Source organism: Umezawaea sp. Da 62-37, from assembly GCF_032460545.1.
GTDB lineage: Bacteria > Actinomycetota > Actinomycetes > Mycobacteriales > Pseudonocardiaceae > Umezawaea.
Genome location: NZ_CP135965.1, coordinates 3,114,516 through 3,141,294, shown reverse-complemented (window position 1 = coordinate 3,141,294; position 26,779 = coordinate 3,114,516). Strand labels below are relative to the sequence as shown.

Here is a 26,779-nt window from a genome sequence, read left to right as displayed (position 1 = left end):
CCCTCGGCGGTCTGAAAGGGCAGGTGGTGAAGCTCCTGCCCGCCGTCGAAAGTGCAGGGCCGAAAACCCCAAGTCAAGTCGGCCGAACAAGATGCGGGCACGCTCAGTTCTAGGGCAATCGGCTGGTTGGCTTGGCTGTCTTTGTGGGTGACCGGTCGGGTTGACGCTGCCGTGGTCGCACCCCCGCCCCGCAGACCCCACCCGGCCCCCGCCCTCGTCTCCACTAGGCCCGCTTGGCCCCAAGTCCCCGGCCGGCCTCGCCTAGCCACAGGCCCCGGCTCTGCCTCGCCCGCCTCGCTGCCGACCCGGCCTGGCCCCGCGCCCACCCCGCGTCTTCTCGCCCCACCCCGCGCCCCGCCCTACCCGGTCCCGCGCCCCCGTCCGCCCGGCCTCGTGCCGCCCAGCCCGGCGTTCCCGCCCCGGCACCGCGCGAGGCTTTCTCTCCACCTCGGTCCCCCTCCACATCCCCAGCCTGGCCAACTGGTCAGTTTCAAAACTGACCACTTGGCCACCTTTCGTACCTCCTTCCCGTGTCAACCGCCGTTCGGTAGATCATCCCCGAGCTTCCTGGACTGCGAAAACATCCTTTCCATCTCGACTCTTGACCCGACGATTGGTCTATGCCACCTTCTGGGGCAACAGATCTGGTCTTACCAATGGTCAACATCGCGCCTTGAGGTGACTGATGAAGAGCCCCCGCCTGATGACCGCTGTGCTTGCCCTGGCGTTCGCCGCCGCAGCCTGTGGTTCCTCCACCCCGACGTCCACTTCGGACGGGCCGGTGACGTTGGATGTCTGGTTGATGAAGGACAGCGTCACGCCGGATTTCGTGCAGCGGTTCAGCGGTGATTTCGAGGCGCAGAACTCGCAGATCAAGTTGAACGTCCAGATCCAGGAGTGGGGTGGGATCGGGCAGAAGGTGGTCAGTGCGTTGGCCAGCAACGATGCGCCGGATGTGATCGAGGTCGGGAACACGCAGGTCGCGCAGTACGCGGCGAGTGGTGGCGTGGTCGATCTGAGTGCGAAGGTCGACGAGTTGGGTGGGAAGGACTGGATTCCGGGGTTGAGCGAGCCCGGTGCGGTGGAGGGGAAGCAGTTCGGGATTCCCTACTACGCGGCCAACCGGGTGGTCATCTACAACAAGGACCTGTTCGCGGCGGCCGGGATCGCGGCGCCGCCGAAGACGCGTGCGGAGTGGTTGGAGGCGACCGGGAAGCTGAACCAGGGTGCGAACCAGGGCATCTACCTGCCCGGTCAGAACTGGTACGTGCTGTCGGGGTTCCTGTGGGACGAGGGAGGAGACCTCGCCTCCGAGGACGGCGACAAGTGGAAGGGTGGGCTGGGGACGCCCGCCGGTGCCGCCGCGGTGGACTTCTACAAGCAGTTGCAGGCTTTGGGCAAGGGGCCGAAGGATTCGGACGAGGCGAAGCCGCAGCAGACCGACGTCTTCTCGAGGGGTGATGTCGCGCAGGTGATCGCGGTGCCCGGTGCCGCGGCGTTGATCACGAAGGCGAACCCGGCGTTGGAGGGGAAGCTGGGGTTCTTCCCGATTCCCGGCAAGACGGCGGACAAGCCCGGTGCGGTGTTCACGGGTGGGTCGGATCTGATCGTGCCCGAGTCGTCCGCGCACCAGGAGCAGGCCTACCAGATGATCAAGGCGCTGGCCGGGGAGAAGTGGCAGACCGAACTGGCGAAGACGATGAACTACGTGCCGAACCGCACGAGCCTGGCGTCCGCTCTGGCCGAGAACCCCGGCGCGTCGGCGATGGCCGCGGGAGCGGTCAACGGCCACGGCACGCCGCAGTCGCCGAACTGGGCGGCGGTGGAGGCGAAGAACCCGGTGAAGGACTTCCTCACCGCCGTCCTGACCGGTGGTGATCCCGCCGCGGAGGCCAAGAAGGCCGATGACGTGATCGCCACGGCGCTGAACTCCGGCAAGTAGGCCGCGGCCGTGTCGACGACCCTGTCGTCCCGACCGGCCGCCACCCAGGGACCGCCGCCGCCTCAGCGCCCGAGGCGGCGGCGCCGGGTGGTCTTCTGGCCGTACCTGCTGATCGCGCCGACCGTGCTCGGGTCGGCGTACCTGCTGCTGTACCCGTTGGTGCGCAACGCGGTCATCTCGGTGCAGCACTTCCGGCTCGGCGAGCTGATCCGCGGCGGCGCGGCGTTCGTGGGACTGGCGAACTACCGGGAGGCGCTGGCCGATCCGGTGTTCTGGGCGGTGGTCCGGCGGACGCTGCTGTTCACCGCGGTCAACGTGGTGCTGATCATGGTGTTGTCGACCGCGGTCGCGCTGCTGCTCTCGGCGCTGGGGAAGTGGTTGCGGCTGCTGGTGATGGGCTGCCTGGTCCTGACCTGGGCGACCCCGATCATCGCCGCGACCACCGTGTTCCAGTGGCTGTTCCAGTCGCGGCTCGGTGTCGTGAACTGGGTGCTCGTCCAGTTCGGGTTCGAGCGGTTCCAGGACTACACGTGGTTCGCGCACGGCTCGTCGACGTTCGGCATCCTGGTCGCGCTCATCGTGTGGCAGTCGGTCCCGTTCGCCGCGCTGTCGCTGTACTCGGCGATGACGACCGTGCCGACCGAGCTGTACGAGTCGGCGAGGATCGACGGCGCGGGCGCGTGGCGGTTGTTCACCTCCATCACCTTCCCGATCCTGCGGCCGATGTTCGGGCTGATCCTGTCGCTGGAGGTGATCTGGGTGTTCAAGTCGTTCGTCCAGATCTGGGCCATCAGCCAGGGCGGTCCCGGTGACGCCACCACGACGCTGCCGGTCTACGCGTTCCAGATCGCCCAGTCCCTCAACAAGTACGACCTCGGCGCGGCCGTCTCGATGATCACCGTGCTGCTGCTGGTGGTCGTGCTGCTGGCCTACTTCCGCCAGATGTTCAGGCAGGAGGCGGAACTGTGACCTGGCGCAGGCTCCCGCTCACGGTCTCCGCGCTGCTCGTCTGCGTGGTCTCGGTGTTCCCGGTGTACTGGATGGTGCTGACGGCCTTCAAGCCCACCAGGGACATCCAGGCGCCGACGCCGACGTTCTGGCCCACCACGGTCAGCTTCGACCACTTCGCGACCGCCGTGCGGGCCAGCGGGTTCTGGCTGTTCTGGCGCAACAGCCTCGTCGTGTCGATCAGCGGCGTCCTGCTGGCGCTGGCCGTGGCGCTGCTGGCGGCGTTCGCCGTCGCGCGGATGAGGTGGAAGGGCAGGCGGGCGTTCATCCTCATGGTGTTCGTCGCCCAGATGACGCCGTGGGAGGCGCTGCTGATCCCGATGTACGTCATCGCCCGCGACACGGACATGCTCGACAAGCTGTCCATGCTGACGCTGATCTACTTCATGATCACGCTTCCGTTCACCATCGTCACCCTGCGCGGGTTCCTCGGCGCCATCCCGGTGGACCTGGAGGAGGCCGCGCTGGTCGACGGCTGCACCCGGTTCCAGGCGTTCCGCCGCATCGTCTTCCCGCTGCTGGCGCCGGGTCTCATGTCCACGTCGCTGTTCGGCTTCATCACGGCGTGGAACGAGTTCGCCTTCGCCAACCTGCTGATCATCAAGAACCGCGACGACCGGACGCTCCCGGTCTGGCTGTCCTCGTTCAGCAACACCTTCGGCACCGACTGGGGCGCCACCATGGCCGCCTCGACGCTGTTCATGGTGCCGGTGCTGCTCGTCTTCCTCGCCCTCCAGGGGCGGGTCACCTCAGGCATCACCGCGGGCGCGGTCAAAGGATGAGGAGTGCAGGCGTGATCGTTCCCCCGCCGAGACACCTGGTGCGGCTGCCCGGCGCGTTCGCGCTGGACCGGTCGACAACTGTCCACATCGGACCGCACGCGGCGGGGGCGGTCCGCCTGCTGCGCGACTACCTGCTGCCGCACGGGGTCCCGCTGCCGCCGTCGTCGGACGGCGGCGTGGTGCTGGCCGTGAACCCGGCGCTGTCCCACCTGGGTGACGAGGGCTACGAGCTGCGGGTGGACCAGCACAACATCCGCCTGCGGGCGGCCGCCCGCGCCGGTCTGCTGCACGGCGTCCAGTCCCTGCGCCAACTGCTCCCGCCGCCCGGCACGGGCCCGGTCGAGGTGCCGTGCGTCGACGTCGTCGACGTCCCGGCGTTCCCGTGGCGGGGCGCGATGCTGGACGTGGCGCGGCACTTCATGCCCGTGGAGTTCCTGCACAGGTTCGTGGACCTGTTGGCGCTGCACAAGCTCAACGTCCTGCACCTGCACCTGACCGACGACCAGGGCTGGCGGATGCCGGTCCCCGCCCACCCGAGGCTCACCGAGGTGGGCGGCTGGCGGGCCGAGAGCATGGTCGGCCCGGCTGGCAGCACCCGGTTCGACGCCAGCCCGCACGGCGGCGCCTACACCACCGCGGAGCTGCGCGGCCTGGTCGCCCACGCGCGGGAGCGCGGGGTCGCGATCATGCCGGAGATCGAGATGCCCGGCCACGCGCGGGCCGCGCTCGCCGCGTACCCCCACCTCGGCAACTTCCCGGACTGCCACCTCCCGGTGTGGACCAGTTGGGGCGTCTCGGAAGAGGTGTTCGGCGTCCAGCAGTCCACAATGGACTTCTGCGAGGACGTCCTCGCCGAGGTGATGGACGTCTTCCCGGGGGAGCACGTCCACATCGGCGGCGACGAGTGCCCCACCGCGGAGTGGCACCGCAGCCCGCTCGCCTTGGAACGGGTGGCGGCCGAAGGCCTGTCCGGTCCGGACGACCTGCACTCCTGGTTCCTCGCCAGGATCAGCCGGTTCCTGCTCGCCAACGGCCGCACGCCGGTCTGCTGGGACGAGGGCGGCGGCGCGCCGGACCTGCCGAGGGAGACCACGGTCATGGTCTGGCGGGACCCGGTCCACGGCAGGCAGGCCGCGCGCAACGGCCACCCCGTGATCATGACCCCGTGGCGCTCCACCTACCTGGACTACCCGCAGGCGAACACCGCGGGCGAACCTCCCGGTCAGCCGGCGGGCGTGGTGACGCTTCAGGACGTCTACACCCAGGAACTGCCGCCGCCCGGCTGGTCGGAGCAGGAGTCCGGTCTCGTCCTCGGCACGCAGGCGCAGCTGTGGACGGAGTTCGTGAAGGACCCGACGCACGCCGAGTACCTCGCCTTCCCGCGCCTGTGCGCCCTGGCGGGCAGCGCCTGGTCCGGTGGTGACGACTGGCCTGCGTTCCTCACGACCATGCGCGACCACGAACGGCACCTGAGCGCGCTGTCCATCAACCACCGTCCGCTGGGGGCGACGGGCTGATCTCGGGGACGTCGTCGCGCCGCCCGGTCGGAGGCGCGTCCTGGCCGCGTTCCATGCTGATCGACCAGGACGCCTTCCAGAACACGAAGTTCGCGCTCATCTTCCTGGTGGAGGGATCCCTGACCCAGATGGCGGCCACGATGGCCACGACGACGAGCAGGGTCGTGACGACGGCGATGACGGTGTAGCCCAACGAACCCACGAGCACTCCAGCCCCCGGCGGTGTTCCGAGCGTCAGCCGCCATGCCGGCAGGAGGTCCGCGTCGCGTTCCGGTACCGACGATCGCGACCGCTCCGGCTCGGGCGGTCGCACCGGGGTGCGGCCGGCGGAGCGGTCAGAGTCCCTGTGGTGCTCGACGTCGCCGCTGGGTCCGCGCGTCCGGGTCAGCTCGCCTCCCGGATGTTGCGCACGTTCCCCGGCAGGGCGCCGACGCGGTTGTCCGGTCGTTGCGGGGTCCGGGGGCTGCCCGTGCACAGGTACCCGGCGTAGTGGACGTCCTTGGCCGACACCCTGGTCTGCCGGAACCGCTGCGGGGACAGGCCGTGGAAGCGGCTCACGACGACGTCCTGGTAGAGCTGCTCGGAGACGACCAGCACCAGGTGCGCGGACGAGTCCTCGGACAGCGCGTTGCGCGCGTTGTCGGAGTCCAGCAGCCTGCACGTGACCACGGGCGCGTTGCCCGCCAGCCCGAAGTGCCCCGCCGCCAGCGTTCCGTGGTGCATCGCGATCCGCAGCCGCAGGGCGGGTTCGTCGGGGTGGGCCAGCGCGACCGCGGCCAGCGCCGCGACGAGCTGCTCGGTGAACTCCGCGACCACCCAGGCGGCGTCCACGTTCGCGGGCAGCACCGCCAGTTCCCCGTCGCCGCGCAGCTGGCGGTACCACTCGCCCCTGGCCAGGCCCGCCCGCTGCCCCGCGCGGTCGAGGACCTCGCTCAGCCGGGTCTGCACCAGCGACTGGTCGAGGGCGTCGAGCTTGCTGTAGTTCGCGATGTCCACGGCCACGACGAGCCGGTACACCAGCTCGCCGTGGGTCGCCGTCGTGGCCGGACGCCCCGGCTCATCGGGAGTCGCCGCCGCGTCGCGCTCGGCGAGGAGGAGCTGACCTCTCCCGCCCGCCGCGGGGGCGGAGGTCGGCAGAGTCAGCGGGTTCCCGATCGTGTGCTGGTCCATGCGTGTCAGCATCGCCCGGTTCCGCGATACCGAATAGGGGAATCACCGGGGTTCGCCGTTGCCCTCAGCGATGGCGTGCAACGCCTTCTGGTCCGTTACCGTGATGGTGCGGTAGCCCAGGCTTATGACGCCGCGGCTCCGGAGCTCGCGCAGTTCCTTGCGCGCGGTGTCCTCCTCGACGCCCACGAGCGCGCCGAGCTCCCGCTGGGTGAGGCCGATGTCCACGGTGACGCCCTCCGGCACGGCGCGGCCGTAGTTCGCCGCCAGCTCGTACAGCGCCCGCGCCAGCCGGACGAAGGCCGGGTAGCCGTTGAAGTCGACCCGGCGCTTGTCGGCCCACTTCAGCGTCTGCATGATCATCCGGGTGAGCGCGATGCTCGCGTCGGGGAACTCCCCCAGGTAGTGCTGGAACTCCTCGGACTGGATCAGCCGCACCCGCGCCTCGCCGAACACCGTCACCGTGGCCGACCGCGGCTCGTCGTTCAACGCCGCCATCTCGCCGATCACGTCCCCGCCGACCTTGATGCTCAGCAGCGCCATGCGCCCGTTCTCCAGGCTCACCGTGGCCTTCACGACGGCCTGGCAGAGCAGCATGACGTGCGAGGACCGCTCGGACTCGCGCAGCAGCACGTCGCCGTGCCGGTAGGTGAGGGGCACCCCCAGTTGCAGCAGCGCGGCCTGGCTGCGCGGCCGCAGCATGTCCATGTACGTCCCCGTGGGCCAGTCGCCCTTGCCAGGGGGGCGGCCTCCCGGCGGTTGAACAGAACTCATCCGGCACCTCATCAGTTGGGGAACTCCCGGACCGACGGCGGTCCCGTTCCTGGGCCACAGTGTCCTGCTTCGACCGGTGGCGGATTAGTGGATTTCCCGGTATTCCACGGGAAGCCCGACTCGCGGCTCAGAGCTGGTCGGGATCGCGGAGGCGGGCGTGGCGGCGTTCCACCGCGACCGCCGCCATCAGGACGCAGCCGAGCATGGGCACGACGAGCGGCGGCAACTGCCAGGTCACCACGGCGAGCACGCCGAGCGCCATGCCCAGCAGCAGCGATCCGGTCGGGTCGGCCACGGCGCGGCGCGCGGACCCCCGCACCAGGGCTGACCAGCGCCCGCCCGGTGACCAGGTCGCGGCGGCCCGCAGGACGACCACCGCGAGTCCGACGGCCGCCGCCGTGCAGACGGCGCCCACCGCGCCACCGCCCTGCAAACCCGTGCGGCGCAGGACGACCAGGTCCGCGGCCAGCACGGCGAACGCGGCGACCACGCCGATCGACGCGCCCGCGCCTCCGCGTGCCGCCGCGCGCACGCGGGTGAAGTACGCCCGCACCGCCGTGGTCTCCCCGTCGACGTGCGCCCTGATGTGCGCGCAGCCCGCGGCGAGCGCGGGCAGCAGGGTGACCAGGGGCAGGGCGGTGAGCACCACCAGCACACCGGCGGTCAGGCACTCGGCGAACAGCGGGAACCTCCTCATCCCTTGATCCCGGAGGTGGACACGCCCTCGACGAGGAACCGCTGGAAGAACAGGAAGAACAGGACCACGGGCACCAGGGCGAGCACGGACATCGCCATCAGCGCGCCGAAGTCCGAGCCGCTCGCCTCGTCGATGAACAGCTGGAGCGCGAGCGGCAGCGGGTACTTGTCCGGGGTGCTGAGGTAGATCAGCGGGCCGAAGAAGTCGTTCCACGTCCAGATGAACGTGAAGATCGCGGTCGTGACCAGCGCGGGTCTGGCCAGCGGGAGGACGATGTTCCAGAAGATCCGCCACGGGCCCGCGCCGTCGATCTTCGCCGACTCGTCGAGCTCGTGCGGGATGGTGCGGATGAACTGGACGACGAGGAAGACGAAGAACGCCTCCGACGCCAGGAACTTGCCGATCAGCAGCGGCACGTAGGTGTCGACGAGGTCCAGGCGCTGGAACACGATGTACTGCGGGATGATCAGCACGTGGAACGGCAGCAGCAGCGTGGAGATCATGACGGCGAACATCGCCGAGCGGCCGCGGAAGCGCAGCCGGGCGAACGCGAACGCGGCCAGCGCCGATGACGACACGGTGCCGACGACGGACAGCACCGCCAGCAGGCCGGAGTTGAGGAAGTACCGGCCGATGCCGACCCCGTTGACCCCGTCCACGGCGCGCTCGTAGTTCGCCGTGGTGGGCTCGGTCGGCAGCAGCCGCAGGTCGCCCAGGATCTCGTTCGACGGCTTGAACGTGGCCGCCACGACCCACACCAGCGGGTACAGCACGACCGCCAGCAGGAGCAGGACGCCCACGTGCCAGGCCACCCGCGACAGCCGTCCCTTCACGACTTCTCCCCCGAGTAGTGGACCCAGCCGCGCGCGGACCGGAACAGCAGCGCGGTGATCAGCCCGACGACCAGCAGCAGCATCCAAGCCATCGCGGCCGCGTACCCCATGCGGTAGTCGCCGAAGCCGCGGTCGAACAGGTAGACGGTGTAGAACAGCGTGGTGCCCGCGGGCTGGCCGTTCGGTCCGCCGACGACGTAGGCGGACGTGAACACCTGGAACGAGTGGATGGTCTCCATCAGCAGGTTGAAGAAGATCACCGGCGAGATCATCGGAAGCGTGATCGAGGCGAACCGCCGCCACGGCCCCGCGCCGTCGACCTCGGCCGCCTCGTACAGCTCCTTCGGCACCTGCTTGAGCCCGGCCAGGAAGATCACCATCGGGGCCCCGAGCTGCCACGCGGCCAGCAGCACCAGCATCAGCAGCGAGAAGTCCGGGTTGCCCGACCACCCGCCGGTCTCGATCCCGAACACCCGCAGCACCTGGTCCACGGCGGCGTCGTCGCTGAACATCGTCTTCCACACGATCGCGACGCTCACGCTGCCACCGATCAGCGACGGCCCGTAGAACGCCGCCCGGTACAGCCCCTGCCCCTTGCGCTTGCTGTTGAGCAGCAGCGCGACACCGAGCGCGGCGGCCAGCTTGACCGGCACCGCGAGCGCCACGTACAGGACCGTCACGCCGACCGACCGGAGCCAGCGCTGGTCGGAGAACATCCGCGCGTAGTTGTCCAGGCCGATCCAGCGCGGGGTGTCGAACAGGTCGTAGTCGGTGAAGGAGAGGTACAGCGAGGTCGCCATCGGGCCCAGCGTCAGCAGCAGGACGCCGAGGATCCACGGTGACAGGAAGAAGTACCCGGTGATCCCGTCGTCGGAGCGCCGGGCCCGCTTGCGGGGGCCCGCCCCGGCCGGGACGGCGTCGGCGGGGCGGGTCGGCGTGATCGTCGCCATCCTCAGGAGCCGAGCGTCTCGTCGGCCTCGGTGAAGAACTGGTCCGCCGCCTGGTCGACGGTGGTCCTGTCGTACAGCAGCTCCTCGGTGATCCGGATGAACGCCTGCTCCAGCGCGCCCGCGCCCTTGGGCGGTGCGGGCGGGGTCTTGATCAGCTGGTCCTTGAGGCCGTCCTCGTAGGCGGCCACGGCGGCCAGCGGGCCGGTGAGCTGCGCGGAAGCGCGCTGGGCGTTGGTCGGGGGCAGGCCGCGGTTGGCGCCGAAGATCTTGCCGACCTCCGGGTCGTTGATCATGAACGACACCAGCTTGGCCGCCGCCGCGGGGTGCTCGGACTTCTGGGACACGCTCAGCAGCAGGGCGGGCTTGATGTACTGGCCCAGCGCCTTAGGGTTGTCGCTGGGGGAGGGCGCGATCTTCAGCTCCGCCTTGGTGGACTTGGAGTAGCGGTCCAGGAAGTTGTCCCACGCGCCCGCGCCCGCCACCAGGTCGGACTCCAGCGGGTGCTTGGGCTTGATCTGCACGGCCTTCTCCACCGGCAGCGTCGACCGGTCGTCGGCCATCTTCTTGCCGTCGGCCAGGAACGAGGCCAGTCGGGCCTTGTCGAAGCCGAGCTTCCCGTCGTCGGTGTAGAGGGACCTGCCCTCCTGGAGCAGTTGCAGCTCCAGGTTGTAGTAGGTGCCGACGGGGTTCGCGCTGCCGGAGATCCCGGTCTTCTCGGTGATCTGCTTGGAGCCCGCGCGGTAGTCGTCCCAGGTCCAGCCGAGTTTCGGTTCGGCCACGCCGGCCTGGGCGTAGAGCGCGGGGTTGTAGACGTAGCCCCAGGTGTTGCCGCCCACCGGCACCCCGTACAGGCCGCCCTTGATCTCGCCCGCGCCCTTCAGCCCCTCGATCAGGTCGCCGAGGTCGAGGTTCTTGCCCTCCTGCTTCTTCAGGTCGTAGAGGGCGTGGCGGTCGGCGTACTCCCGCAGGTAGGCGAAGTCGGTCTGCATCACGTCCGGCGCGTTCCCGCCCGCCGTCTCGGTGGCGACCTTCTGCCAGTAGGCCTCGAACTCCTGGAAGCTCGGCGTGATCGTGATGGAGGGGTTCTTGGTGTGGAACAGGTCCAGGGCCTGCTGCATGAGCGCCGCGCGCTCCGCGTTGCCCCACCAGGAGAACCGCAGCGTGACCGGGCCCCCGGACTCCTCGGCCTCGCCACCGCCGCCCGAGCCGCCGCAAGAGGCGGTCGTCGCGGCGAGCAGCAGGGCCACCACCGGCACGACAAGCGCCCTGAATCGTTTCAATCCGACCACGGTGGTACCTCCGGTCGCAATCGCCTTGGCAGGACGCGGTTCGAGCCGTCGTGCCGGGAAAGGCTACGAGGCCGTTACGCCACCGTCAATGCGGCTTTCCTTCCACGACAAGGGAAAACGGTGATCGATCGTCGAATTCGTCGAACGCGCTGTCGAACGGCCATCGACACCGGCGCGCGGGGGTGGTGACGGGCGGGTTCTTGTTGACGGGGTTTGGTGTTGCGCCTATGTTAACGAGTTGGAAAGCGCTTTCCAGTGATCACCTGACCGGTGCGCCGGAGGGTGCCGCGAACAAGTGCGACCGCTGCCGGGGTCGAGCGCGGCGAGGGGCTGTAGCCCTCGTCGGTTTCGCATTGTCCTGGAAATCGGATACCTGTGCGGAGAATCGGGGCGGTGCCATGAGAATCCTCAACGGCAGTACTGTTCGAGCTCGACGACACCTGTTGGCGGTCGTGCTGGTCGCCTCCTGCGCGGCGGCGGTGAACGCCGCGGCCACACCCGCGTTCGCGGCACCGGCGCCCGCGTCCACCGGAACGACGGAGCACCTCGACCGGGGTCTGATCAGCATCCGGTCGGCGACCGACGACGGCAACTTCGTGTCCTGGCGGCAACTCCGGACCGACGCCGCCGACTCGGCGTTCAACGTCTACCGCGACGGGACCCTGGTCACCCCGACGCCGGTCACCACCGCGACCAGCTACCGGGACGTGGGCGCGCCACCCGGCGCGACCTACTCCGTGCGGCCCGTGGTCGGTGGCGGGGAACAGCTCTCCGCGAGCGCCGACGACGTGGCGGCCACCGCGACCAGCCAGGACGTTCCACTCCAGATCCCCCCAGGCGGCACGACGCCCAGCGGCGAGTCCTACACCTACGTCGCGAACGACGCCTCCGTCGGCGACCTCGACGGCGACGGCTCGTTGGAGATCGTCCTCAAGTGGGACCCCACCAACGCCAAGGACAACTCGCAGTCGGGCTACACGGGCAACGTGTACCTCGACGCCTACAAGCTCAACGGCACCAGGCTGTGGCGCATCGACCTCGGCCGCAACATCCGGGCGGGCGCGCACTACACCCAGTTCCAGGTGTTCGACTACGACGGTGATGGGAAGGCCGAGGTGGCCACGAAGACCGCCGACGGCACCAAGTCCGGCACCGGCCAGGTGATCGGCAGCTCGACGGCGGACTACCGCAACTCCTCCGGCTACATCCTGACCGGACCCGAGTTCCTGTCCGTGTTCCGCGGCACCGACGGCGCCGTGCTCGACACCGAGAACTTCCTGGTCGCACGCGGCACGGTCTCCGCGTGGGGCGACAGCTACGGCAACCGCGTCGACCGGTTCCTCGCCGGAACGGCCTACCTCGACGGCTCCTCGCCGAGCATCCTCATGGCCCGCGGCTACTACACCCGCAGCACGGTGACGGCGTGGGACTTCCGCGGTGGCGCGCTGACCAGGCGCTGGACGTTCGACTCCGCGTCCTCCACCAACGGTTCCGCGTGGACGGGCAAGGGCAACCACCAGCTGTCCGTCGCGGACGTCGACTCCGACGGCCGTGACGAGGTCATCTACGGCTCGATGGCCATCGACGACAACGGTTACGGCCTCTGGCAGAACAGCACCCACCACGGCGACGCCCTGCACGTCGGCGACTTCATCCCCTCCAGGGCAGGCCTCGAGGTCTTCAAGCCCTCGGAAACGGGCACCGACCCCGCCGACTGGATGGGTGACGCCCGCACCGGCCAGATCATCTGGAGCGCCCCGGCCTGCAACTGCGACAACGGCCGTGCCGTCGCCGCCGACATCTGGGCGGGCAACGCGGGTGCCGAGGTCTGGTCCTCCTCGGTCGGCGGCCTCCGCTCCGCCACCAACGGCTCCCAGGTCGCCAGTCGCAAACCGGGCTCGGCCAACTTCGTCATCTGGTGGGACGGCGACGCCCAGCGCGAACTCCTGAACGACACCACCATCGACAAGTACGGCACCTCCGGCGACACCCGCCTGCTCACCGGCTCCGGCGTCGCCTCCAACAACGGCACCAAGGCCACCCCCGCCCTGTCCGCCGACATCCTCGGCGACTGGCGCGAAGAGGTCATCTGGCGCACGTCGGACAACAGGGCGCTGCGCATCTACTCCACCACCGACACCACCACCATCAAACGCAACTCGCTCATGCAGGACCGCCAGTACCGCTTGGCCGTGGCCTGGCAGAACACCGCCTACAACCAGCCCCCGCACCCCAGCTTCGCGACTCCGTAAACCAAAGCGCCACACAGCAATGCGGAAGGGCTGTCACCACACCTCGTGGTGACAGCCCTTCCGCATTCCCAACAGACCAACCACAACCCAAACCAAACCCGCCCAACCACCCGCCCACCGAGCAAAGCGACCAACCACAGCCCACTGAGCAAAAGCCCCCAACCACAGACCCACCGAGCAGCACTCGTCCGCCGCGCGGCTGGCTTGACTTGGGGTTTTTGGGCCTGCAATTTGTCGGCGGGCATCTCCACCACCTGCCCTTTCAGCCTGACAAGGCCCAAAAAAGGGGCCCCAAGTCAAGCCGGCCGCACCCGGAGCACGGCGGATCCGACCCCCGCCGACCCAGCACGACAGTCAACACAAGCATCACCCCCAAGGAACCCGCCCCCACTCCACATCAGAACCCCAGTAGAACCCCAAATACCCCGGCTGGTTATACGTGGTCTGCTGCCGAGCCACCTCAACCCGGTACTGCCGATCCTCCATCAACGAATACATCTTGTGCCCAGTCGGCTCCGTGCTCGTGTAGAACCGCAGCGCCGAATTGTCCACCGTCCTCACCACCAGCTCCTCCCGCCAATCCCCGAACACATCGGCCACCAACGACGGCGTCCCCTTCGTCCCGTTGTTCGTCCGAGTCCCCTCGGCCACCAACAACGTCCCCCTCCGCCAATCGTCAACGGTCGGCGTCACATCCCCCGCCCCGTTCACGATCTGCGTGGTCATGTCCCCGCTCCACTGAATGCTCATGTTCGTTCCGGGCGACCGGTTCTCCAGCAACCGCCCGTCCGCGCTCCACACCCCCACCGCCCCGGACCCGCCCGGCAGCGAAGCCCAGGTCTCCAGCCCCCGCACGTCCGGCCGCACGTCCCCGACCATGCCGCGGCCGGTGTCCACCCCCGAATACCCGCCGTACAGCACTTCCCCGGTCTTCGCGTCGCGCAGCCCGTACCCGTACGGCGCCACCGGCCCACCCTCGTGGACCATGTAGATCTCCAGCCCCGGCCGGTCCGGATCCACATCGGCCACGTGCAGCGCGTCCCCGTGCCCCAGCCGCTTCCGCGCCCCCGGTTCCGCGCTGCCGGGCGGCAGGATCCCCGTGGAGCTGTACAACAGGCTCCCGTCGTCGTCCAGGGTCGCCGCCCCGTACACGATCTCCTGCCGCCCGTCCCCGTCCACGTCCGCCACGCTCAACGAATGCGCCCCCTGGGTCGTCAGCGCACCCCACCGCGGATCCGTCCCGTCCCTTCCGTGCGGGGAGTCGTTGAACGGGTTCGCCATCGGCACCCACCCGCTGTCGGCGTACCACCGCTCCCGCAGCCTCCGCCCGTCCCAGTCGTAGCTGACCAGCGTCGACCGCGTGTAGTACCCGCGTGCGAACACCGCCGACGGCCGTTTCCCGTCCAGGTACGCGACTCCCGCCAGGAACCGGTCCACCCGGTTCCCCGGTTCGATCCGGTTCATCGCGTAGTCGCCCCACAGGAGCCCGTCGTCGGTCCTCCCCGGCTTGTACCGGATCGTCTGCAACTCCCGGCCCGAAGCGCCGTCGAACACCGTCAGGTACTCGGGCCCGCTCAGGATAAACCCGGCGAAGTTCCGCAACCTGTTGTTGGCGCTGCGACCTGGCGCGTACACGTCGATGAAGTGGTCCACCAGCGCCGAAGCGTCCGCCTCCGACAGCGGGTACGCGTACCGGGGCTCGATCCCGAGGGCCTGCTCCAGCGTCGCGGGCCAGTGCCCGGCCACGACCTCGGGATGCCGGTCCCACCCCCGGAACACCTCCACCAGGTGCTTGCGGTACCCCTCGGAGTCCACCCGGTAGTCGTCCTGGTGCGTGAACCCCGCGAGCACGTCCTCGCGCGGCATCGTGACGTACCGCTCCCGGCCGTCGCGCCCGATCACCTTGGTCCCCGGCGCGGTCTTGACCATCATCTCGGCCCGGCCGTCGCCGTCGAAGTCGTGCACGAGGAACTGGGTGTAGTGCGCGCCCGCCCTGATGTTGACGCCGAGGTCGACCCGGTGCAGCAGCGTGCCGTCGAACCGGTAGGTGTCCAGGTAGACCGGTCCGGTGTAGCCGACCTGGGAGACGTCCTTGCTGTTGGACGGATCCCACTTGACCACGTACTCGTACTGCCCGTCGCCGTCCACGTCGCCGACGCTGACGTCGTTGGCGGAGTAGGTGTACCGCTCGCCCGCCGGGGTCACGCCGTCCGCGGGCTTGTGCAGTGGCAGGTCCCGGTAGGGCGCCGCCCACGGCGTGACGGCCTTGCCGCGCCCCGATTCCCGGCCGCGGGTGATCGCGGCGACCTGGTAGCGCGCGCCGGGGGAGGTGTCGAGGTAGGCGGTGCTGTCGGTGACGGTGGCGATCCGCTTCCCGTCCCGGTACACCGCGAAGTCCGGGCCCGCGAGGCCGGTGGCGGTCGAGCCGGTGACCTCGGCGCGGAGCAGGCGCCAGCTCAGGTGCACGCCCTCGGTGGTGCGGGCGGCGACGAGGCCGCGGTCGAGTCGTTCCCACCCACCGGTCCGGTGCCCGGTGGCACCGGCGATCGGTGGTGCGGCGAGCACGAGCGCCGCGACCAGCGCCGCCGCGCGCAGGCTTCTCCGTCGAAGTCCCACGGTTCCTCCAGGTGTCAGCGCCCCCGCGCGGTAACGATGGCCTGTCCGTTCCTTGATCGCAAGAAAATAGTGTTGCGCCATAAAGTGGTAAGCGTTTTCCATCTGGACCTTGACTGGCGGTGGCGCCGGGAGTTGGCTGGGGTGCGACCCCGATGAGCGAGGTGGCGCGATGGGACGGCTCGACGGGCCACCCTCCGTTGTCCTGGTCGGGGCCTCCGGGTACGGGCGGCGCTACCTGCGGGAGATCGCCGAGCTGGAGGCCGCGGGGATCGTCGTGCTGGCGGGGGTGTGCGAGGTCGCCCCGCTGGACGCCGAGGGCCTGCGGCTGGTCGGTGGTCGACCGCTGGGCGCGGACCTGCCGCGGCTGCTGGCGGAGACCCGCCCGGACATCGGGATCGTCTCCACGCCGATGCACACGCACGTGCCGCTCGCCCGGCACGTCCTGGCCTCCGGCGCCCACCTGCTGCTGGAGAAGCCGCCGACGCCGACGTTGCGGCAGTGGCGCGAACTCGTGGAGCTGACGTCCGGTGTGGCGTGCCAGGTCGGCTTCCAGAGCCTCGGCTCGGGCGCGGTGCGGCGGCTCGCGGACCTGGTGCGGAGGGGCGAACTCGGTGAGGTCACCGGGATCGGAGTGCGCGGGGCGTGGTCGCGCGACCACGCCTACTACGCCCGCGCGCCGTGGGCCGGGCGGCGCACGCTCGACGGCGAACCCGTGGTCGACGGCGCGCTCACGAACCCCTACGCGCACGCCGTGGTGACCGCGCTGGCGGTGGACGGCAGCGACGACGTCTCGGCGATCGAGCTGGAACTGCTGCGCGCGAACGACATCGAGGCCGACGACACCTCCTGCCTGCGGCTGCGTACCGGCCGCGGCACGACCGTGGTCGTCGCGGTGACCCTGTGCGCGGACGTCGAGCGGGAGCCCGTGCTCGTCGTCCACGGCAGCCGCCGCCGCGCCGAACTGCACTACACCCTGGACCGGCTGGTGGTCGGTGGCGTCGACGAGGTGTTCGACCACGTCACGCCGCTGGAGAACCTGGTGGCCCACCTGCGCGACCCGTCTGTGCCGCTGAACTCGCCGCTTGCGGCGTGCGGCGGGTTCATGCGCGTGCTGGAAGCCGTGCGCACGGCGGCGGAACCGGTCCCGATCGACCGGAAGTGGTTGCGGGACAAAGGAGGACGAGTGGTGGTGGACGGCGTCGACGACGTGGTGGTCCGCGCGGCCGACGAGCTGCGGACCTTCGCCGAACTGGGTGCCCCGTGGTCGGTGCTCGGGCGGGCGGCCGACTACGGCGTGGAAGCCGTCGTGCCGCCGGACGTGGTGGCCCGACCGGCGTTGCACCCGGTCCGGACCCTCGGCGGCGCGGTCGTCACCGGTGAGCACCCGGTCGACCACCCGTGGCACCGGGGGATCGGCCTCGCGCTGCCCGACGTCGACGGCGTGAACCTGTGGGGCGGCCGCAGCTACCGGCGCAACCGCGGGTACGTCGAGGGCGAGTTGGGGCAGGTCCGCGAGGCCGCCGACGGGACCGTGGAGTGGTGCGACTCCGTCGGAGCCGTGCTGCTGCGCGAACGCCGTCGGATCCGCAGGCGGGTGGTCGCGGGCGGATGGGAGCTGACGTGGACCAGCGTGCTGTCCGCCGACGCTGAGGTGGTGCTGAACAGCCCCGGCAGCCTCGGCCGTGCGGGAGCGGGCTACGGCGGCTGGTTCTGGCGGCTGCCCGACGTGGACCCGGAACTGGTGCGGGTGGTCACGCCGGACGGGCGCGGCGCGGACGACCTGAACGGCGTCGTCGCGGACTGGCTGGCCGTCGTGGTCGCCGACCCCGTGTCCCCGTGGACGGCCGTGCTCTCCGGCCCCCGCGACCCGTGGTTCGTGCGCGTCGCCCAGTACCGCGGCATCGGTTCGGCGCTGTGCTGGGACCGGCCGCGGATCGTCCGCCCCGGCCGGGACGTGACCATCGAGGTCGTGATGAGCCTCTACGACGGGGTCGTCACCCCGGACGGTCAGCCCGACGTGCGGTCGAAGCGCAGGTGGGACGTGATGCGGTAGCGGTCACCGCGGTAGATCGACCGGGTGTACTCGAAGACGCGCCCGCCCGCGTCCCTGGTGGTGCGTTCGAACAGCAGCGCGGGGGCGTACTGGGGGACGCCGAGCAGACCGGCCTCCTCGGGGTCGGTGACCGTCGGCTCGGTGGTCTGCAACGCGGTGGTGGCGACGATCTCGTACCGCATCCTGAGCAGCTCGTAGAGCGAGCCGGACTCGAAGTCCTCCGGGCCGATGCCGGGGACGAGGTCGTGCGGGATGAGGATGCGCTCGATCGCCATCGGGGCCTTCTCGACGATGCGGACCCGCGTGACGGTGAGCAGCTCGTGGCTGGGTGAGACCTCGAGGCGCTGACCGAGGCGGGCGCCCGCGGCCTCCACGCGGAACTCGACGACCTTGCTGAACCAGGTGCCCTCCGCGGGCGGGACGGTGAAGTCGCCGGGGGTGGTGGGGGTCAGCTCCTGGCTGATCTTGCGGGTGCCGGTGAACGTGCCCCGGCCGTGCTCGCGGACCAGGAGGCCGTCGCGGGCCAGGTCGTCCATGGCCGCGCGCAGGGTCGGCCGGGAGACGCCGAACTCCTCGCTGAGCGCGCGCTCGGACGGCATGACCTCGCCGGGCCTGCGTTGCTGGATGAGCTCGCGCAGCCGCTCTCTTACCTCTGTTCGCCGCACCGCAGCTCCTCCCGTTGCGCCCTGTGCATCGTAGCAACTGGTGAAGGGGTTCAGCCCGTTGGAAAGTGACCAGTGGTATTACCTGTTGCCGGAGTCGACGAACATCAGAACCGCAGGCAGAATATCGGTCTAGACCTCTTGACTTTACCTGTGAGGTAGACCACTTTGCTGATGGGGGGATCTGCTGCTGAACCAGTGGTAAACAGCAGCGGATCACCGGTCGCCGCGGTTCTCCCCGTCCCCACCGAGAGAGCGGACGCTCATGTCGCGATCCAGCAGGACCCGTACCACCACGGCCGCAGCGGCGGCCGTGTCTGCGCTGGCGATGGCCGTGGTGGGCGTTTCCACCGCGTCCGGCGCCCCAGCCGCCCCCCGGGACGTCACCGCCGCGGCGGCGTGCGGCGCGCTGTTCGACGACTTCAACTACGCCTCCCACACCGACGGCACGCTCCGCTCGCACGGCTGGCAGGTCCGGTCGAACGCGGGCGGCCCCGGTGTCCCCGGCGCCCGGTGGGCGCCGGAGAACGTCACGTTCCCCACGTCGGACGGCGACAAGGTGCTCCAGCTGGCGTCGGCCACGAACGGCACCGGCGCGGGTACGACGCAGACCGAGATCTTCCAAGGGGCCCAACGGTTCCAGGAGGGCACCTACGCCAGTCGGATCCGGTTCTCCGACGCGCCGACCAGCGGGTCGGACGGCGACCACGTGAACCAGACGTTCTTCACCATCAGCCCGCTGCGCTACAACAACGACCCGATCTACAGCGAGCTTGACTTCTCCGAGTACCTGCCCAACGGCGGCTGGGGTGAGACCGGGCCGGTGAACTTCCAGACCAGCTGGCACACCTACACCCCCGACCCCTGGTACGCGGAGAACAAGAGCAACAGCCAGCGGCGCAGCATCAACGGCTGGCACACCGTCGTGTCCACGGTGTCCGCCGGGCACGTGAAGTACTACATCGATGGCACGCTGGTCGCCGACCACGACCGCACCGGCCCGTTCGACGTGTACCCGCGCCAGGCGATGACGCTGAACTTCAACCAGTGGTTCATCGACACCGCGGGCCACAGCGGCGGCACGTCCACCTACCTCCAGCAGGTGGACTGGGTGTACTACGCCAAGGACCAGGTGCTGTCGCCCTCGACGGCCGTGGCGAACGCCGCGTCGTTCCGCTCGGGCGGCGTGCGGTTCAAGGACGACGTCGGATCCGGCAGCTGCACCCAGAGCCCGCCGCCCCCGACGAGCACGACCAGCACCCAGCCGCCCGCGAGCGGCACCTGGGCGCCGAACACCTTCTACGCGGTCGGGACGACCGTGACCTACGCGGGCGCCACCTACCGCTGCCTCCAGCAGCACACGGCGATCGTCAGCTGGGAACCGCCGAACACCCCGGCTCTCTGGCAGCGCGTCTGATGGGGCGCGCGCGGAAGTTCCGGGTAGCGGGCGCCGCGATCGCCGCGGCCGTGGTCGTCGTCTCCTTGACGACCACCGGTGGCGCCAGGGGCGCGGCGGCTCCGGCCGCCGGGTGCGGGGTGCTGTTCGACGACTTCGACTACTCGTCGCACACCGACGGCGCGCTCGGCTCGCACGGCTGGCAGGTGCGGTCCAACGCGGGCGGGCCCGGCGTGCCGGGTGCCACCTGGGCGCCGGAGAACGTCACGTTCCCGACGGTGTCCGGGGACAAGGTCATGCAGCTGGCGTCGTCGACCGACGGCACCTCGTCCGGCACCAAGCACACCGAGGTGCTGCAAGGGGCCCAGCGGTTCTTCGAGGGCACGTACGCGAGCCGGATCCGGTTCTCCGACGCGCCCACGAGCGGCCCCGACGGCGATCACGTGAACCAGACGTTCTTCACGATCAGCCCGCTGCGCTACGACAACGACCCGATCTACAGCGAGCTGGACTTCTCCGAGTACCTGCCCAACGGGGGGTGGGGCGAGACCGGGCCGATCAACTACCAGACCAGCTGGAACACCTACCAGCTGGAACCGTGGGTGTCGAAGAACAAGAGCAACAGTGAGCGGTCCAGTGTGGACGGTTGGCACAACGTCGTCGCGACCGTCGGCGACGGGCACGTGAAGTACTACATCGACGGCACGCTGGTCGCCGACCACGACCGCACCGGTCCGTTCGACGTGTACCCGCGCCAGGCCATGTCGCTGAACTTCAACCAGTGGTTCATCGACCTCGCCGGGCACAGCGGCGGCCTCGCCACGTACCTGGAGCAGGCCGACTGGGTCTACTACGCGAAGAACCAGGTGCTCACGCCCGCCGCCGCCGCGGCGAACGCGGCCGCCTACCGGTCCGGCGGCGTGAAGTTCGTGGACAACCTCGTCGGCGACTGCGGCACCCCGCCGACGACGACCACGACCACCACCACGACGACCACCACCACCACCACCAAGCCGGGCCAGCCGGTCGGCTGCGCGGGCGTCCCCGCGTGGCAGTGGGGGGACGTCTACCTGGAGAACGCCCGCGTCACGCACGGCCAGCACCTGTGGCGCGCCCGCTGGTGGACCCAGGGCTCCGAGCCGGGCCCGACCGCCCAGTGGGAGGACCTCGGCCGCTGCTGAGCCCTGGCGGGTGCGGTTCGCAGGGGCCGCACCCGCCGGGCTCCGCGGGATCCGCCCGTTCGCTGTCTGCCGTCCGTTCACCTGCGACGACTAGGTTGGTCGCGTGGTGACCATCGAGGATGTGCGGGCAGCGGCCGACCGGATCGCCGGACGGGTCGTGCGCACGCCGCTGCTGGAGGTCGAGCGGCTGTCCGAGGAGCTGGGCTCACGGGTGTTCGCGAAGGCGGAGAACCTCCAGCACGCGGGCAGCTTCAAGATCCGCGGGGTGCTGAACGCGTTGCTGCGCAAGCAGGAACGCGGCCTGCTGCCCTCCGGTGTGGTGACGTTCTCCGCGGGCAACCACGCGGCGGCGACGGCGTGCGCCGGGCGGCTGCTCGGGGTGCGGGTGGTCGTCTGCATGCCTCCGGGAGCGGTCCCGGCGAAGGTCGACGCGGTGCGCCGGTACGGCGGCGAGATCGCGTTCACGCCGAACCTCCTGATCGACGCGGAGGCGCTGTCCACCGAACGCGGCTACCCGCTGCTGCACCCGTTCGACGACCTCGACGTGATCGCCGGGCAGGGCACCGTCGGCCTCGAACTGATCGAGGACGGCCCGACGCCGGACCTCGTGCTCGTGCCGGTCGGCGGCGGCGGGCTGATCAGCGGGGTGGCGGCCGCCGTGAAGGCGCTCGCGCCGCACGCCGTGGTGATCGGCGTCGAACCGGTGACCGCCCCGGCGATGAGCCACGCCCTGCGCATGGGCGGGGCCGCGCCGCTGCCGATGCGCCCGGTGTCCCTGGCCGACGGGCTCGCGGCGCCGTTCGCGGGGATCAAGACGTTCGCGCACGTCAAGGAGTACGTGGACGAGGTCGTCGAGGTCACCGAGGACGCCATCCGCGACGCCTGGTGGAGCGTCGTCGACGCCACGAAGCTGCTGGTCGAGCCGTCCGCCGCGGTCGGGCTCGCCGCAATCCGATCCGGTCTGGTCACGCCGCCCGCCGGTGGTGTCACCGCGTTCGTCCTGTCCGGGGGCAACACCGGCCTGGCCGCGCTCGCCGGATCGGTCTAGAGCCGCTACTTGCCGCAGATGCAGCCGCGCGACAGGCCCGAGGCGGCCGACGCGGTGCAGAACCGCACACCCAGGGCGTCGTGGTCCGCCAGCGGGTGGGCGCAGGCCGCGCACGCCGTGGCGGCGGGCGGGGTGATCTCGGCGGTATGTCGTCCTGAGGTGGTCATTTCACCGTTCCCAACTGCGTTTTTCGGCCGAAGCCGTTTTCGATTTCCACCTCGAACACTACGTCAGGACCGAAAACGCCACCCGGCTGGCCCGCGTAAAATGGCGTATCGTCAGCCAGACCAGATTACAGCTGGTCAACAGTCATGCGATCAGGCTTTTGGTCGTGCGCGAAAAGGGGATTCAGGTGGACCTGCTTACTCTCGGAGTAATCTCTCGGTCGAGCAAGGAGAATGAACGCCGACTGCCGATCCACCCGTTGCACGTTGACCGGATGGACGCGGACCTGCGTGCCGTGACCTACTTCGAGCACGGCTACGGCGAGCGCTTCGGCGTGTCCGACGAGCGGCTCGCGTCGCAGGTCGCGGGCCTGCGCACCCGTGAGGAGCTCATCGCGGAGTGCGACGTCGTGCTGCTGGCGAAGCCGCTGCCCGGTGACGTGGCGGAGTTGCGCAACGGGCAGACCCTCTGGGGTTGGCCGCACTGCGTGCAGGACGAGAAGCTCACCCAGGCCGCCATCGACCGGCGGCTGACCATCATCGCGTTCGAGGCGATGAACCACTGGAACGGCGACGGCTCCTTCGGGCTGCACGTGTTCCACAAGAACAACGAACTCGCCGGCTACTGCTCCGTGCTGCACGCCCTGGAGCAGGTCGGCTCGACCGGCGACTACGGCAGGCGCATGCGCGCCGTCGTCATCGGCTTCGGCGCCACCGCCCGCGGCGCCGTCACCGCCCTGAACGCCCTCGGCGTGCACGACGTCCACGTCCTCACCAACCGCGACGTGGCCGCCGTCAGCTCCCCGATCCCCTCCGCCGTCATGGTCCAGTTCGACCACGACGACGAGGACCCGCGCCGCAGCCACGCCGACACCGAAGAGGGCCGCGTTCCGCTGGCCGAGTTCCTGGCGGGCCACGACATCATCGTCAACTGCGTCCTCCAGGACACCGCCGCCCCGCTGACCTTCCTCATCGAGGAAGACCTCCCCACCCTGCCGCCGGGCACCCTCATCGTCGACGTCTCCTGCGACGAGGGCATGGGCTTCAGCTGGGCGAGGCCCACCACCTTCGCCGCCCCGACCTTCGTGGTCGGCGACAACATCACCTACTACGGCGTGGACCACAGCCCTTCCCACCTGTGGAACTCGGCCAGCTGGGAAATCAGCGAAGCCCTGCTCCCGCACATCCGCACCGTGCTTTCAGGCCCCGACGCCTGGGAAACCGACGAAACCATCCGCCGCGCCATCGAGATCGCCAACGGCACCATCCGCAACCCAGCCATCCTCGCCTTCCAAAACCGCCCCGCCGACTACCCGTACTAACCACGGGAGCCTTGCCGGGCACAACCCGACCCCCATCGGCGCAGCCGCCCCCTCGCACCCGGCGCGGAGCGCCCGCCGCCTTGTCGACGCGCAGCGAGGTGCCCTGATCGGCCCAGCTGACGCTGACCGGAGCCAGACCTCCCACTGCCCCCGATACACAGCGCCCTCCTGTTCGACCTTGGTTTGTCAAGGCATCTTTCCCGCCTTGACAAACCAAGGTCGAACATTGAGACAATCGCGCGCACGGGGCCGGGCTCCGTTCTTCCCGAAACCCCACCCCCCACCCCCCACCCCTCACTCCGCCGGCAACCCCCAAGTCCCAGGCGGCGGACTGGGCGACCGCGTAGCCGTCGCATCCGTAGTCGCCTTCGCCCCCCCGATGAACTTCACCAACGACCCCCCGTGCTCCACCCGCCCCGGAAACGGATCCCCCGCCGTCCTCCGCACCAACTGCTCGAGCGGCAACTCCACCCGCGACCCCAGGATCACCAGATTCCCGAATCGCCGCCCCCGCAAAATCCCCGGCTCAGCGATCACCGCCACGTGCTCGAACACCGCCCGCACGGTCGCCGCCTGCGCCCGCGCGTACACCAACGCGTTCCCATCCCCGATGTTCGACGCGTACACCCCCGAAGCGACCATCGTCCGAGCCGCTTCCCGCACGTACTCCACCGACGTCAAATGCGCAGGCGTCCGAGCCCCCGAGAACACATCCGACACCACCAGGTCGAACGTCTCGTCAGGCGCTCGCGACATCACCTCCCGAGCGTCCCCGTTCCGCATCCGGATCCGCGCGTTCTTCTCCGGCGGCAACGCCCTCCGCAGCAGCTCGATCAGCGCCCCGTCGATCTCCACCACCTGCTGCGTCGACCGCGGCCGGGTCGCCGCGATGTACCGCGGCAGCGTGAATCCACCCCCGCCCAGGTGCAGCGCGCGCACCGGTTTGCCGGTCGGTGCCAGCAGGTCGACGAGGTGCGCGAGTCGTTGGACGTACTCGAACTCGAGGTGCGTCGGGTCGTCGAGGTCCACGTGGGACTGGGCGGTCCCGTTGAGCCGCAGCAGCCAGGCGTTCGGCCGGTCGGGGTCCGGGGACAGTTCGGCGGTGCCGGAGTCGACCTGTTCGCTCAGCGTCTGGGGGGTGTTCCTACCGCGTGCCACGACCCCAGTATCCGCCATCCCCGGAGGTCGGCCGGACGGCCGGTCTGCCCGAACACCCCCGGATCGGCTGCCCGAACCCCCTAATAGGAGACCGGGTCGAGCCGGAACGGGCACGCGCTGTCACGATACGTGCCGGCGCCCGCTCAACCCTGGAGGAACCCCGTGCAGATCGTGGCGAACATCTTGGTCGGCCTGGTGGCGATCATCCACTTCTACATCCTCGTGCTGGAGATGTTCCTCTGGGACAAGCCGCGCGGCATCAAGGCCTTCGGGTTCACCGAGGAGTACGCGAAGGAGACCAAGGCGCTCGGCGCGAACCAGGGGCTGTACAACGGCTTCCTGGGTGCGGGCCTGCTGTACTCGCTGGTCGTCGACGGCGAGCCGTCGTTCCAGTTCGCGGTGTTCTTCCTGGTGTGCGTGATCATCGCGGGTGTCTACGGCGCGCTGACCGCGAGCAAGCGGATCATCTTCGTGCAGGCGCTGCCCGCGGCGATCGCCCTCGTCGCGGTGCTGATCGCTCACTGAGGCCGTCGCCACGGCCCCTTGTCCGGGTCGTACCCGGTGTGGATGTCACCGGACAACCGCGCGACCGGTCGCCTCCTCGATCGAGGGGCGACCGGGTCGGGTTCCGGCTCCGGTTCTTCCACAGTGGACACGGGTTCGCGCGCGGCCACGATCGCGGCCAGCACCGTGGTGACCGGCACCGCGGCGACCAGGCCGATGCTGCCCACCAGCGTCCGCACGATCTCCTGGGCGACCTGCTGCGCGGTGAGGATCTCCCCGAGCGCGCGCCCGGACAGCGCGAACGCCAGCAGCACCGGCAGCGCGGCGCCCGCGTAGGCCATGACCAGCGTGTTCACCACCGACGACAGGTGGTCGCGGCCGATCCGCAGGCCCGCGGTGTACAGCTCGCGGGTGGTCAGCGACGGGTTCGCCCGCCGCAGTTCCCACACCGCGCTGGTCTGGGTCACGGTCACGTCGTCCAGCACGCCGAGCGCGCCGATGAGCGCCGCGGCCAGCAGCAGCCCGCGGGTGTCGATGCCGTGGCCGAGCAGCGCGATGACGTTCGCCGTCTCCTCGTCCAGCCCGGTGAGCCTGGCGAACGCCGAGAACAGCGCGCCGAGCGTGCCGATGATCACCAGGCTGACCAGGGTGCCGAGCACCGCCGTGGACGTCCGCGCGGTCAGCCCGTGCGTCAGGTACAGCACGATGAACATGATCAGCCCGGCGCCCACCACGGCCACGGTCAGCGGGTTCTCGCCCGCCAGGATCGCGGGCAGCACGAACATGATCAGCACCACGAAGCTCAGCACCAGCGCGCCCAGCGCGGCCAGGCCCTGCTTGCGGCCGAGGACCAGCACGGCCAGCACGAACAGCACCGCGAGCAGCGTCAGCGGCAGCCCGCGCTGGAAGTCGACGACCTGGTAGGACTGCGGGTTCTTCGGGTCGGCGCCGGAATAGGCCAGCACCACGGCGTCGTCCACGGTGAACTTGGGCGTCGCGGGCTCGTCCGGCACCGGGAGCGTCAGCGTCGTGCCCTCGGCGGCGCCGTCGGTCGTCTTCACGGTGACCAGGAAGCAGGTGCCCGTGCCCGCCTGCCCGCCGCACGACCCCTGCACCACACCGGTCACGTCGGCCTTGACCGGCGTCTGGTGCAGACCGAGCTGCGCGCCGGTCTTCTGGTCGTGGCCGAACGGGTACAGCACCAGCGCGCCCACCACGGTGGCCAGCACCAGCGGCAGCAGCAGGATCAGCAGCAGCTTGCGGACCCGTCTGGACGCGGGTGCCGCCGGACCGTGGCCGTGGCCGTGGCCATGACCGGTGCTCGGCTGGGCTCGGCGTCGACGGCGTCCGGTCGGCAGCTTGTCCTCCACGGGGCCCATCATTCACGACGGACTAGGGGGCCCCGCCACACGGCCGCCCACGGGTCAGGGGTTCTGCTGGACGGGCGCGCGGGGCCACACTCGG

23 protein-coding genes are annotated in these 26,779 nt (G+C 70.0%); 11 read left to right on the top strand and 12 right to left on the bottom strand.

Annotated features, from left to right (window positions below; all coding sequences use genetic code 11):
- The first annotated feature begins 685 nt into the window (after positions 1-685).
- The 4 genes from RM788_RS13630 to RM788_RS13615 are packed head-to-tail and all read left to right on the top strand — an operon-like array spanning position 686 to position 5,249.
- Positions 686-1,942: an extracellular solute-binding protein gene (locus RM788_RS13630; protein WP_315932008.1), complete on the top strand. Its 1,257-nt coding sequence runs from the start codon at positions 686-688 to the stop codon at positions 1,940-1,942.
- Positions 1,943-1,951: 9 nt separating this feature from the next.
- Complete coding sequence (locus RM788_RS13625) at positions 1,952-2,911, top strand: carbohydrate ABC transporter permease (protein WP_315932007.1); 960 nt, start codon at positions 1,952-1,954, stop codon at positions 2,909-2,911.
- A complete protein-coding gene (locus RM788_RS13620) occupies positions 2,908-3,732 on the top strand; it encodes a carbohydrate ABC transporter permease (RefSeq protein WP_315932006.1) in 825 nt (274 codons plus the stop codon). Before RM788_RS13625 ends, RM788_RS13620 begins: the two co-directional genes overlap by 4 nt.
- Positions 3,733-3,743: 11 nt before the next feature.
- Positions 3,744-5,249: a beta-N-acetylhexosaminidase gene (locus RM788_RS13615; RefSeq protein WP_315932005.1), complete on the top strand. Its 1,506-nt coding sequence runs from the start codon at positions 3,744-3,746 to the stop codon at positions 5,247-5,249.
- Here RM788_RS13615 and RM788_RS13610 read toward each other — a convergent pair.
- The 7 genes from RM788_RS13610 to RM788_RS13580 all read right to left on the bottom strand — a co-directional run bounded on the left by RM788_RS13610 (position 5,218) and on the right by RM788_RS13580 (position 10,950).
- Entirely contained in the window at positions 5,218-5,451 is a 234-nt protein-coding gene (locus RM788_RS13610; RefSeq protein WP_315932004.1) for a hypothetical protein, read from the bottom strand. The two genes, RM788_RS13615 and RM788_RS13610, sit on opposite strands and share 32 nt — an antisense overlap.
- Positions 5,452-5,633: 182 nt before the next feature.
- A complete protein-coding gene (locus RM788_RS13605) occupies positions 5,634-6,419 on the bottom strand; it encodes a hypothetical protein (RefSeq protein ID WP_315932003.1) in 786 nt (261 codons plus the stop codon).
- A 42-nt stretch (positions 6,420-6,461) separates the two neighbouring features.
- On the bottom strand, positions 6,462-7,124 hold the full coding sequence (locus RM788_RS13600) for a Crp/Fnr family transcriptional regulator (protein ID WP_315932002.1): 663 nt from the start codon (positions 7,122-7,124) through the stop codon (positions 6,462-6,464).
- A gap of 193 nt (positions 7,125-7,317) precedes the next feature.
- On the bottom strand, positions 7,318-7,887 hold the full coding sequence (locus RM788_RS13595) for a hypothetical protein (protein WP_315932001.1): 570 nt from the start codon (positions 7,885-7,887) through the stop codon (positions 7,318-7,320).
- Positions 7,884-8,720: a carbohydrate ABC transporter permease gene (locus RM788_RS13590; RefSeq protein WP_315932000.1), complete on the bottom strand. Its 837-nt coding sequence runs from the start codon at positions 8,718-8,720 to the stop codon at positions 7,884-7,886. The genes RM788_RS13595 and RM788_RS13590 overlap by 4 nt, the downstream gene beginning before the upstream one ends.
- Entirely contained in the window at positions 8,717-9,670 is a 954-nt protein-coding gene (locus tag RM788_RS13585) for a carbohydrate ABC transporter permease (RefSeq protein ID WP_315931999.1), read from the bottom strand. Before RM788_RS13585 ends, RM788_RS13590 begins: the two co-directional genes overlap by 4 nt.
- A 2-nt stretch (positions 9,671-9,672) precedes the next feature.
- Positions 9,673-10,950, bottom strand: coding sequence for an ABC transporter substrate-binding protein (locus RM788_RS13580; RefSeq protein WP_315931998.1), 1,278 nt, complete (start codon positions 10,948-10,950; stop codon positions 9,673-9,675).
- A gap of 407 nt (positions 10,951-11,357) precedes the next feature.
- Between RM788_RS13580 and RM788_RS13575 the strand changes: the two genes are divergently transcribed.
- Positions 11,358-13,211: a rhamnogalacturonan lyase gene (locus RM788_RS13575; RefSeq protein WP_315931997.1), complete on the top strand. Its 1,854-nt coding sequence runs from the start codon at positions 11,358-11,360 to the stop codon at positions 13,209-13,211.
- A 366-nt stretch (positions 13,212-13,577) separates the two neighbouring features.
- Here the strand turns inward: RM788_RS13575 and RM788_RS13570 are convergent, their stop codons facing one another.
- The gene (locus RM788_RS13570) at positions 13,578-15,929 is read right to left on the bottom strand and encodes a rhamnogalacturonan lyase (protein WP_315931996.1); all 2,352 of its coding nucleotides are present in this window, start codon (positions 15,927-15,929) and stop codon (positions 13,578-13,580) included.
- Between the two features lie 67 nt (positions 15,930-15,996).
- Here RM788_RS13570 and RM788_RS13565 point away from each other — a divergent pair, with 67 nt between their 5' ends.
- Positions 15,997-17,880 (top strand): DUF6807 family protein, encoded by a 1,884-nt coding sequence (locus tag RM788_RS13565; protein WP_315931995.1) that lies wholly within the window; start codon positions 15,997-15,999, stop codon positions 17,878-17,880.
- On the opposite strand, the gene RM788_RS13560 is transcribed toward RM788_RS13565, so the two are convergent.
- Complete coding sequence (locus RM788_RS13560) at positions 17,835-18,545, bottom strand: GntR family transcriptional regulator (protein ID WP_315931994.1); 711 nt, start codon at positions 18,543-18,545, stop codon at positions 17,835-17,837. The genes RM788_RS13565 and RM788_RS13560 overlap by 46 nt on opposite strands.
- A 310-nt stretch (positions 18,546-18,855) precedes the next feature.
- Between RM788_RS13560 and RM788_RS13555 the strand changes: the two genes are divergently transcribed.
- The 3 genes from RM788_RS13555 to RM788_RS13545 all read left to right on the top strand — a co-directional run bounded on the left by RM788_RS13555 (position 18,856) and on the right by RM788_RS13545 (position 22,167).
- Positions 18,856-19,959 carry a carbohydrate-binding protein gene (locus RM788_RS13555; protein WP_315931993.1) on the top strand — a complete coding sequence of 368 codons (1,104 nt, stop codon included), beginning with the start codon at positions 18,856-18,858 and terminating at the stop codon, positions 19,957-19,959.
- Positions 19,959-21,119: a hydrolase gene (locus RM788_RS13550; RefSeq protein WP_315931992.1), complete on the top strand. Its 1,161-nt coding sequence runs from the start codon at positions 19,959-19,961 to the stop codon at positions 21,117-21,119. The genes RM788_RS13555 and RM788_RS13550 overlap by 1 nt, the downstream gene beginning before the upstream one ends.
- 103 nt (positions 21,120-21,222) lie before the next feature.
- Entirely contained in the window at positions 21,223-22,167 is a 945-nt protein-coding gene (locus RM788_RS13545; protein WP_315931991.1) for a threonine ammonia-lyase, read from the top strand.
- Between the two features lie 5 nt (positions 22,168-22,172).
- On the opposite strand, the gene RM788_RS13540 is transcribed toward RM788_RS13545, so the two are convergent.
- The gene (locus RM788_RS13540; RefSeq protein WP_315931990.1) at positions 22,173-22,334 is read right to left on the bottom strand and encodes an RGCVC family protein; all 162 of its coding nucleotides are present in this window, start codon (positions 22,332-22,334) and stop codon (positions 22,173-22,175) included.
- Between the two features lie 164 nt (positions 22,335-22,498).
- Here RM788_RS13540 and RM788_RS13535 point away from each other — a divergent pair, with 164 nt between their 5' ends.
- Entirely contained in the window at positions 22,499-23,653 is a 1,155-nt protein-coding gene (locus RM788_RS13535) for a N(5)-(carboxyethyl)ornithine synthase (protein ID WP_315931989.1), read from the top strand.
- Between the two features lie 294 nt (positions 23,654-23,947).
- Here the strand turns inward: RM788_RS13535 and RM788_RS13530 are convergent, their stop codons facing one another.
- Complete coding sequence (locus RM788_RS13530) at positions 23,948-24,811, bottom strand: spermidine synthase (protein WP_315931988.1); 864 nt, start codon at positions 24,809-24,811, stop codon at positions 23,948-23,950.
- A 162-nt stretch (positions 24,812-24,973) separates the two neighbouring features.
- On the opposite strand from RM788_RS13530, the gene RM788_RS13525 reads away from it, so the two are divergent.
- Positions 24,974-25,336, top strand: coding sequence for a DUF1304 domain-containing protein (locus RM788_RS13525; RefSeq protein WP_315931987.1), 363 nt, complete (start codon positions 24,974-24,976; stop codon positions 25,334-25,336).
- Here the strand turns inward: RM788_RS13525 and RM788_RS13520 are convergent.
- Positions 25,330-26,685: a YibE/F family protein gene (locus RM788_RS13520; RefSeq protein ID WP_315931986.1), complete on the bottom strand. Its 1,356-nt coding sequence runs from the start codon at positions 26,683-26,685 to the stop codon at positions 25,330-25,332. The two genes, RM788_RS13525 and RM788_RS13520, sit on opposite strands and share 7 nt — an antisense overlap.
- Positions 26,686-26,779: the final 94 nt, after the last annotated feature.

Excerpts from the sequence above, each read along its gene's own strand:
- RM788_RS13630 (WP_315932008.1), top strand. The coding sequence starts at position 686 with ATGAAGAGCCCCCGCCTGATGACCGCTGTGCTTGCCCTGGCGTTCGCC.
- RM788_RS13605 (WP_315932003.1), bottom strand. The coding sequence starts at position 6,419 with ATGGACCAGCACACGATCGGGAACCCGCTGACTCTGCCGACCTCCGCC.
- RM788_RS13600 (WP_315932002.1), bottom strand. The coding sequence starts at position 7,124 with ATGGACATGCTGCGGCCGCGCAGCCAGGCCGCGCTGCTGCAACTGGGG.
- RM788_RS13595 (WP_315932001.1), bottom strand. The coding sequence starts at position 7,887 with ATGAGGAGGTTCCCGCTGTTCGCCGAGTGCCTGACCGCCGGTGTGCTG.
- RM788_RS13585 (WP_315931999.1), bottom strand. The coding sequence starts at position 9,670 with ATGGCGACGATCACGCCGACCCGCCCCGCCGACGCCGTCCCGGCCGGG.
- RM788_RS13575 (WP_315931997.1), top strand. The coding sequence starts at position 11,358 with ATGAGAATCCTCAACGGCAGTACTGTTCGAGCTCGACGACACCTGTTG.
- RM788_RS13570 (WP_315931996.1), bottom strand. The coding sequence starts at position 15,929 with ATGGAAAACGCTTACCACTTTATGGCGCAACACTATTTTCTTGCGATC.
- RM788_RS13565 (WP_315931995.1), top strand. The coding sequence starts at position 15,997 with ATGGGACGGCTCGACGGGCCACCCTCCGTTGTCCTGGTCGGGGCCTCC.
- RM788_RS13550 (WP_315931992.1), top strand. The coding sequence starts at position 19,959 with ATGGGGCGCGCGCGGAAGTTCCGGGTAGCGGGCGCCGCGATCGCCGCG.
- RM788_RS13540 (WP_315931990.1), bottom strand. The coding sequence starts at position 22,334 with ATGACCACCTCAGGACGACATACCGCCGAGATCACCCCGCCCGCCGCC.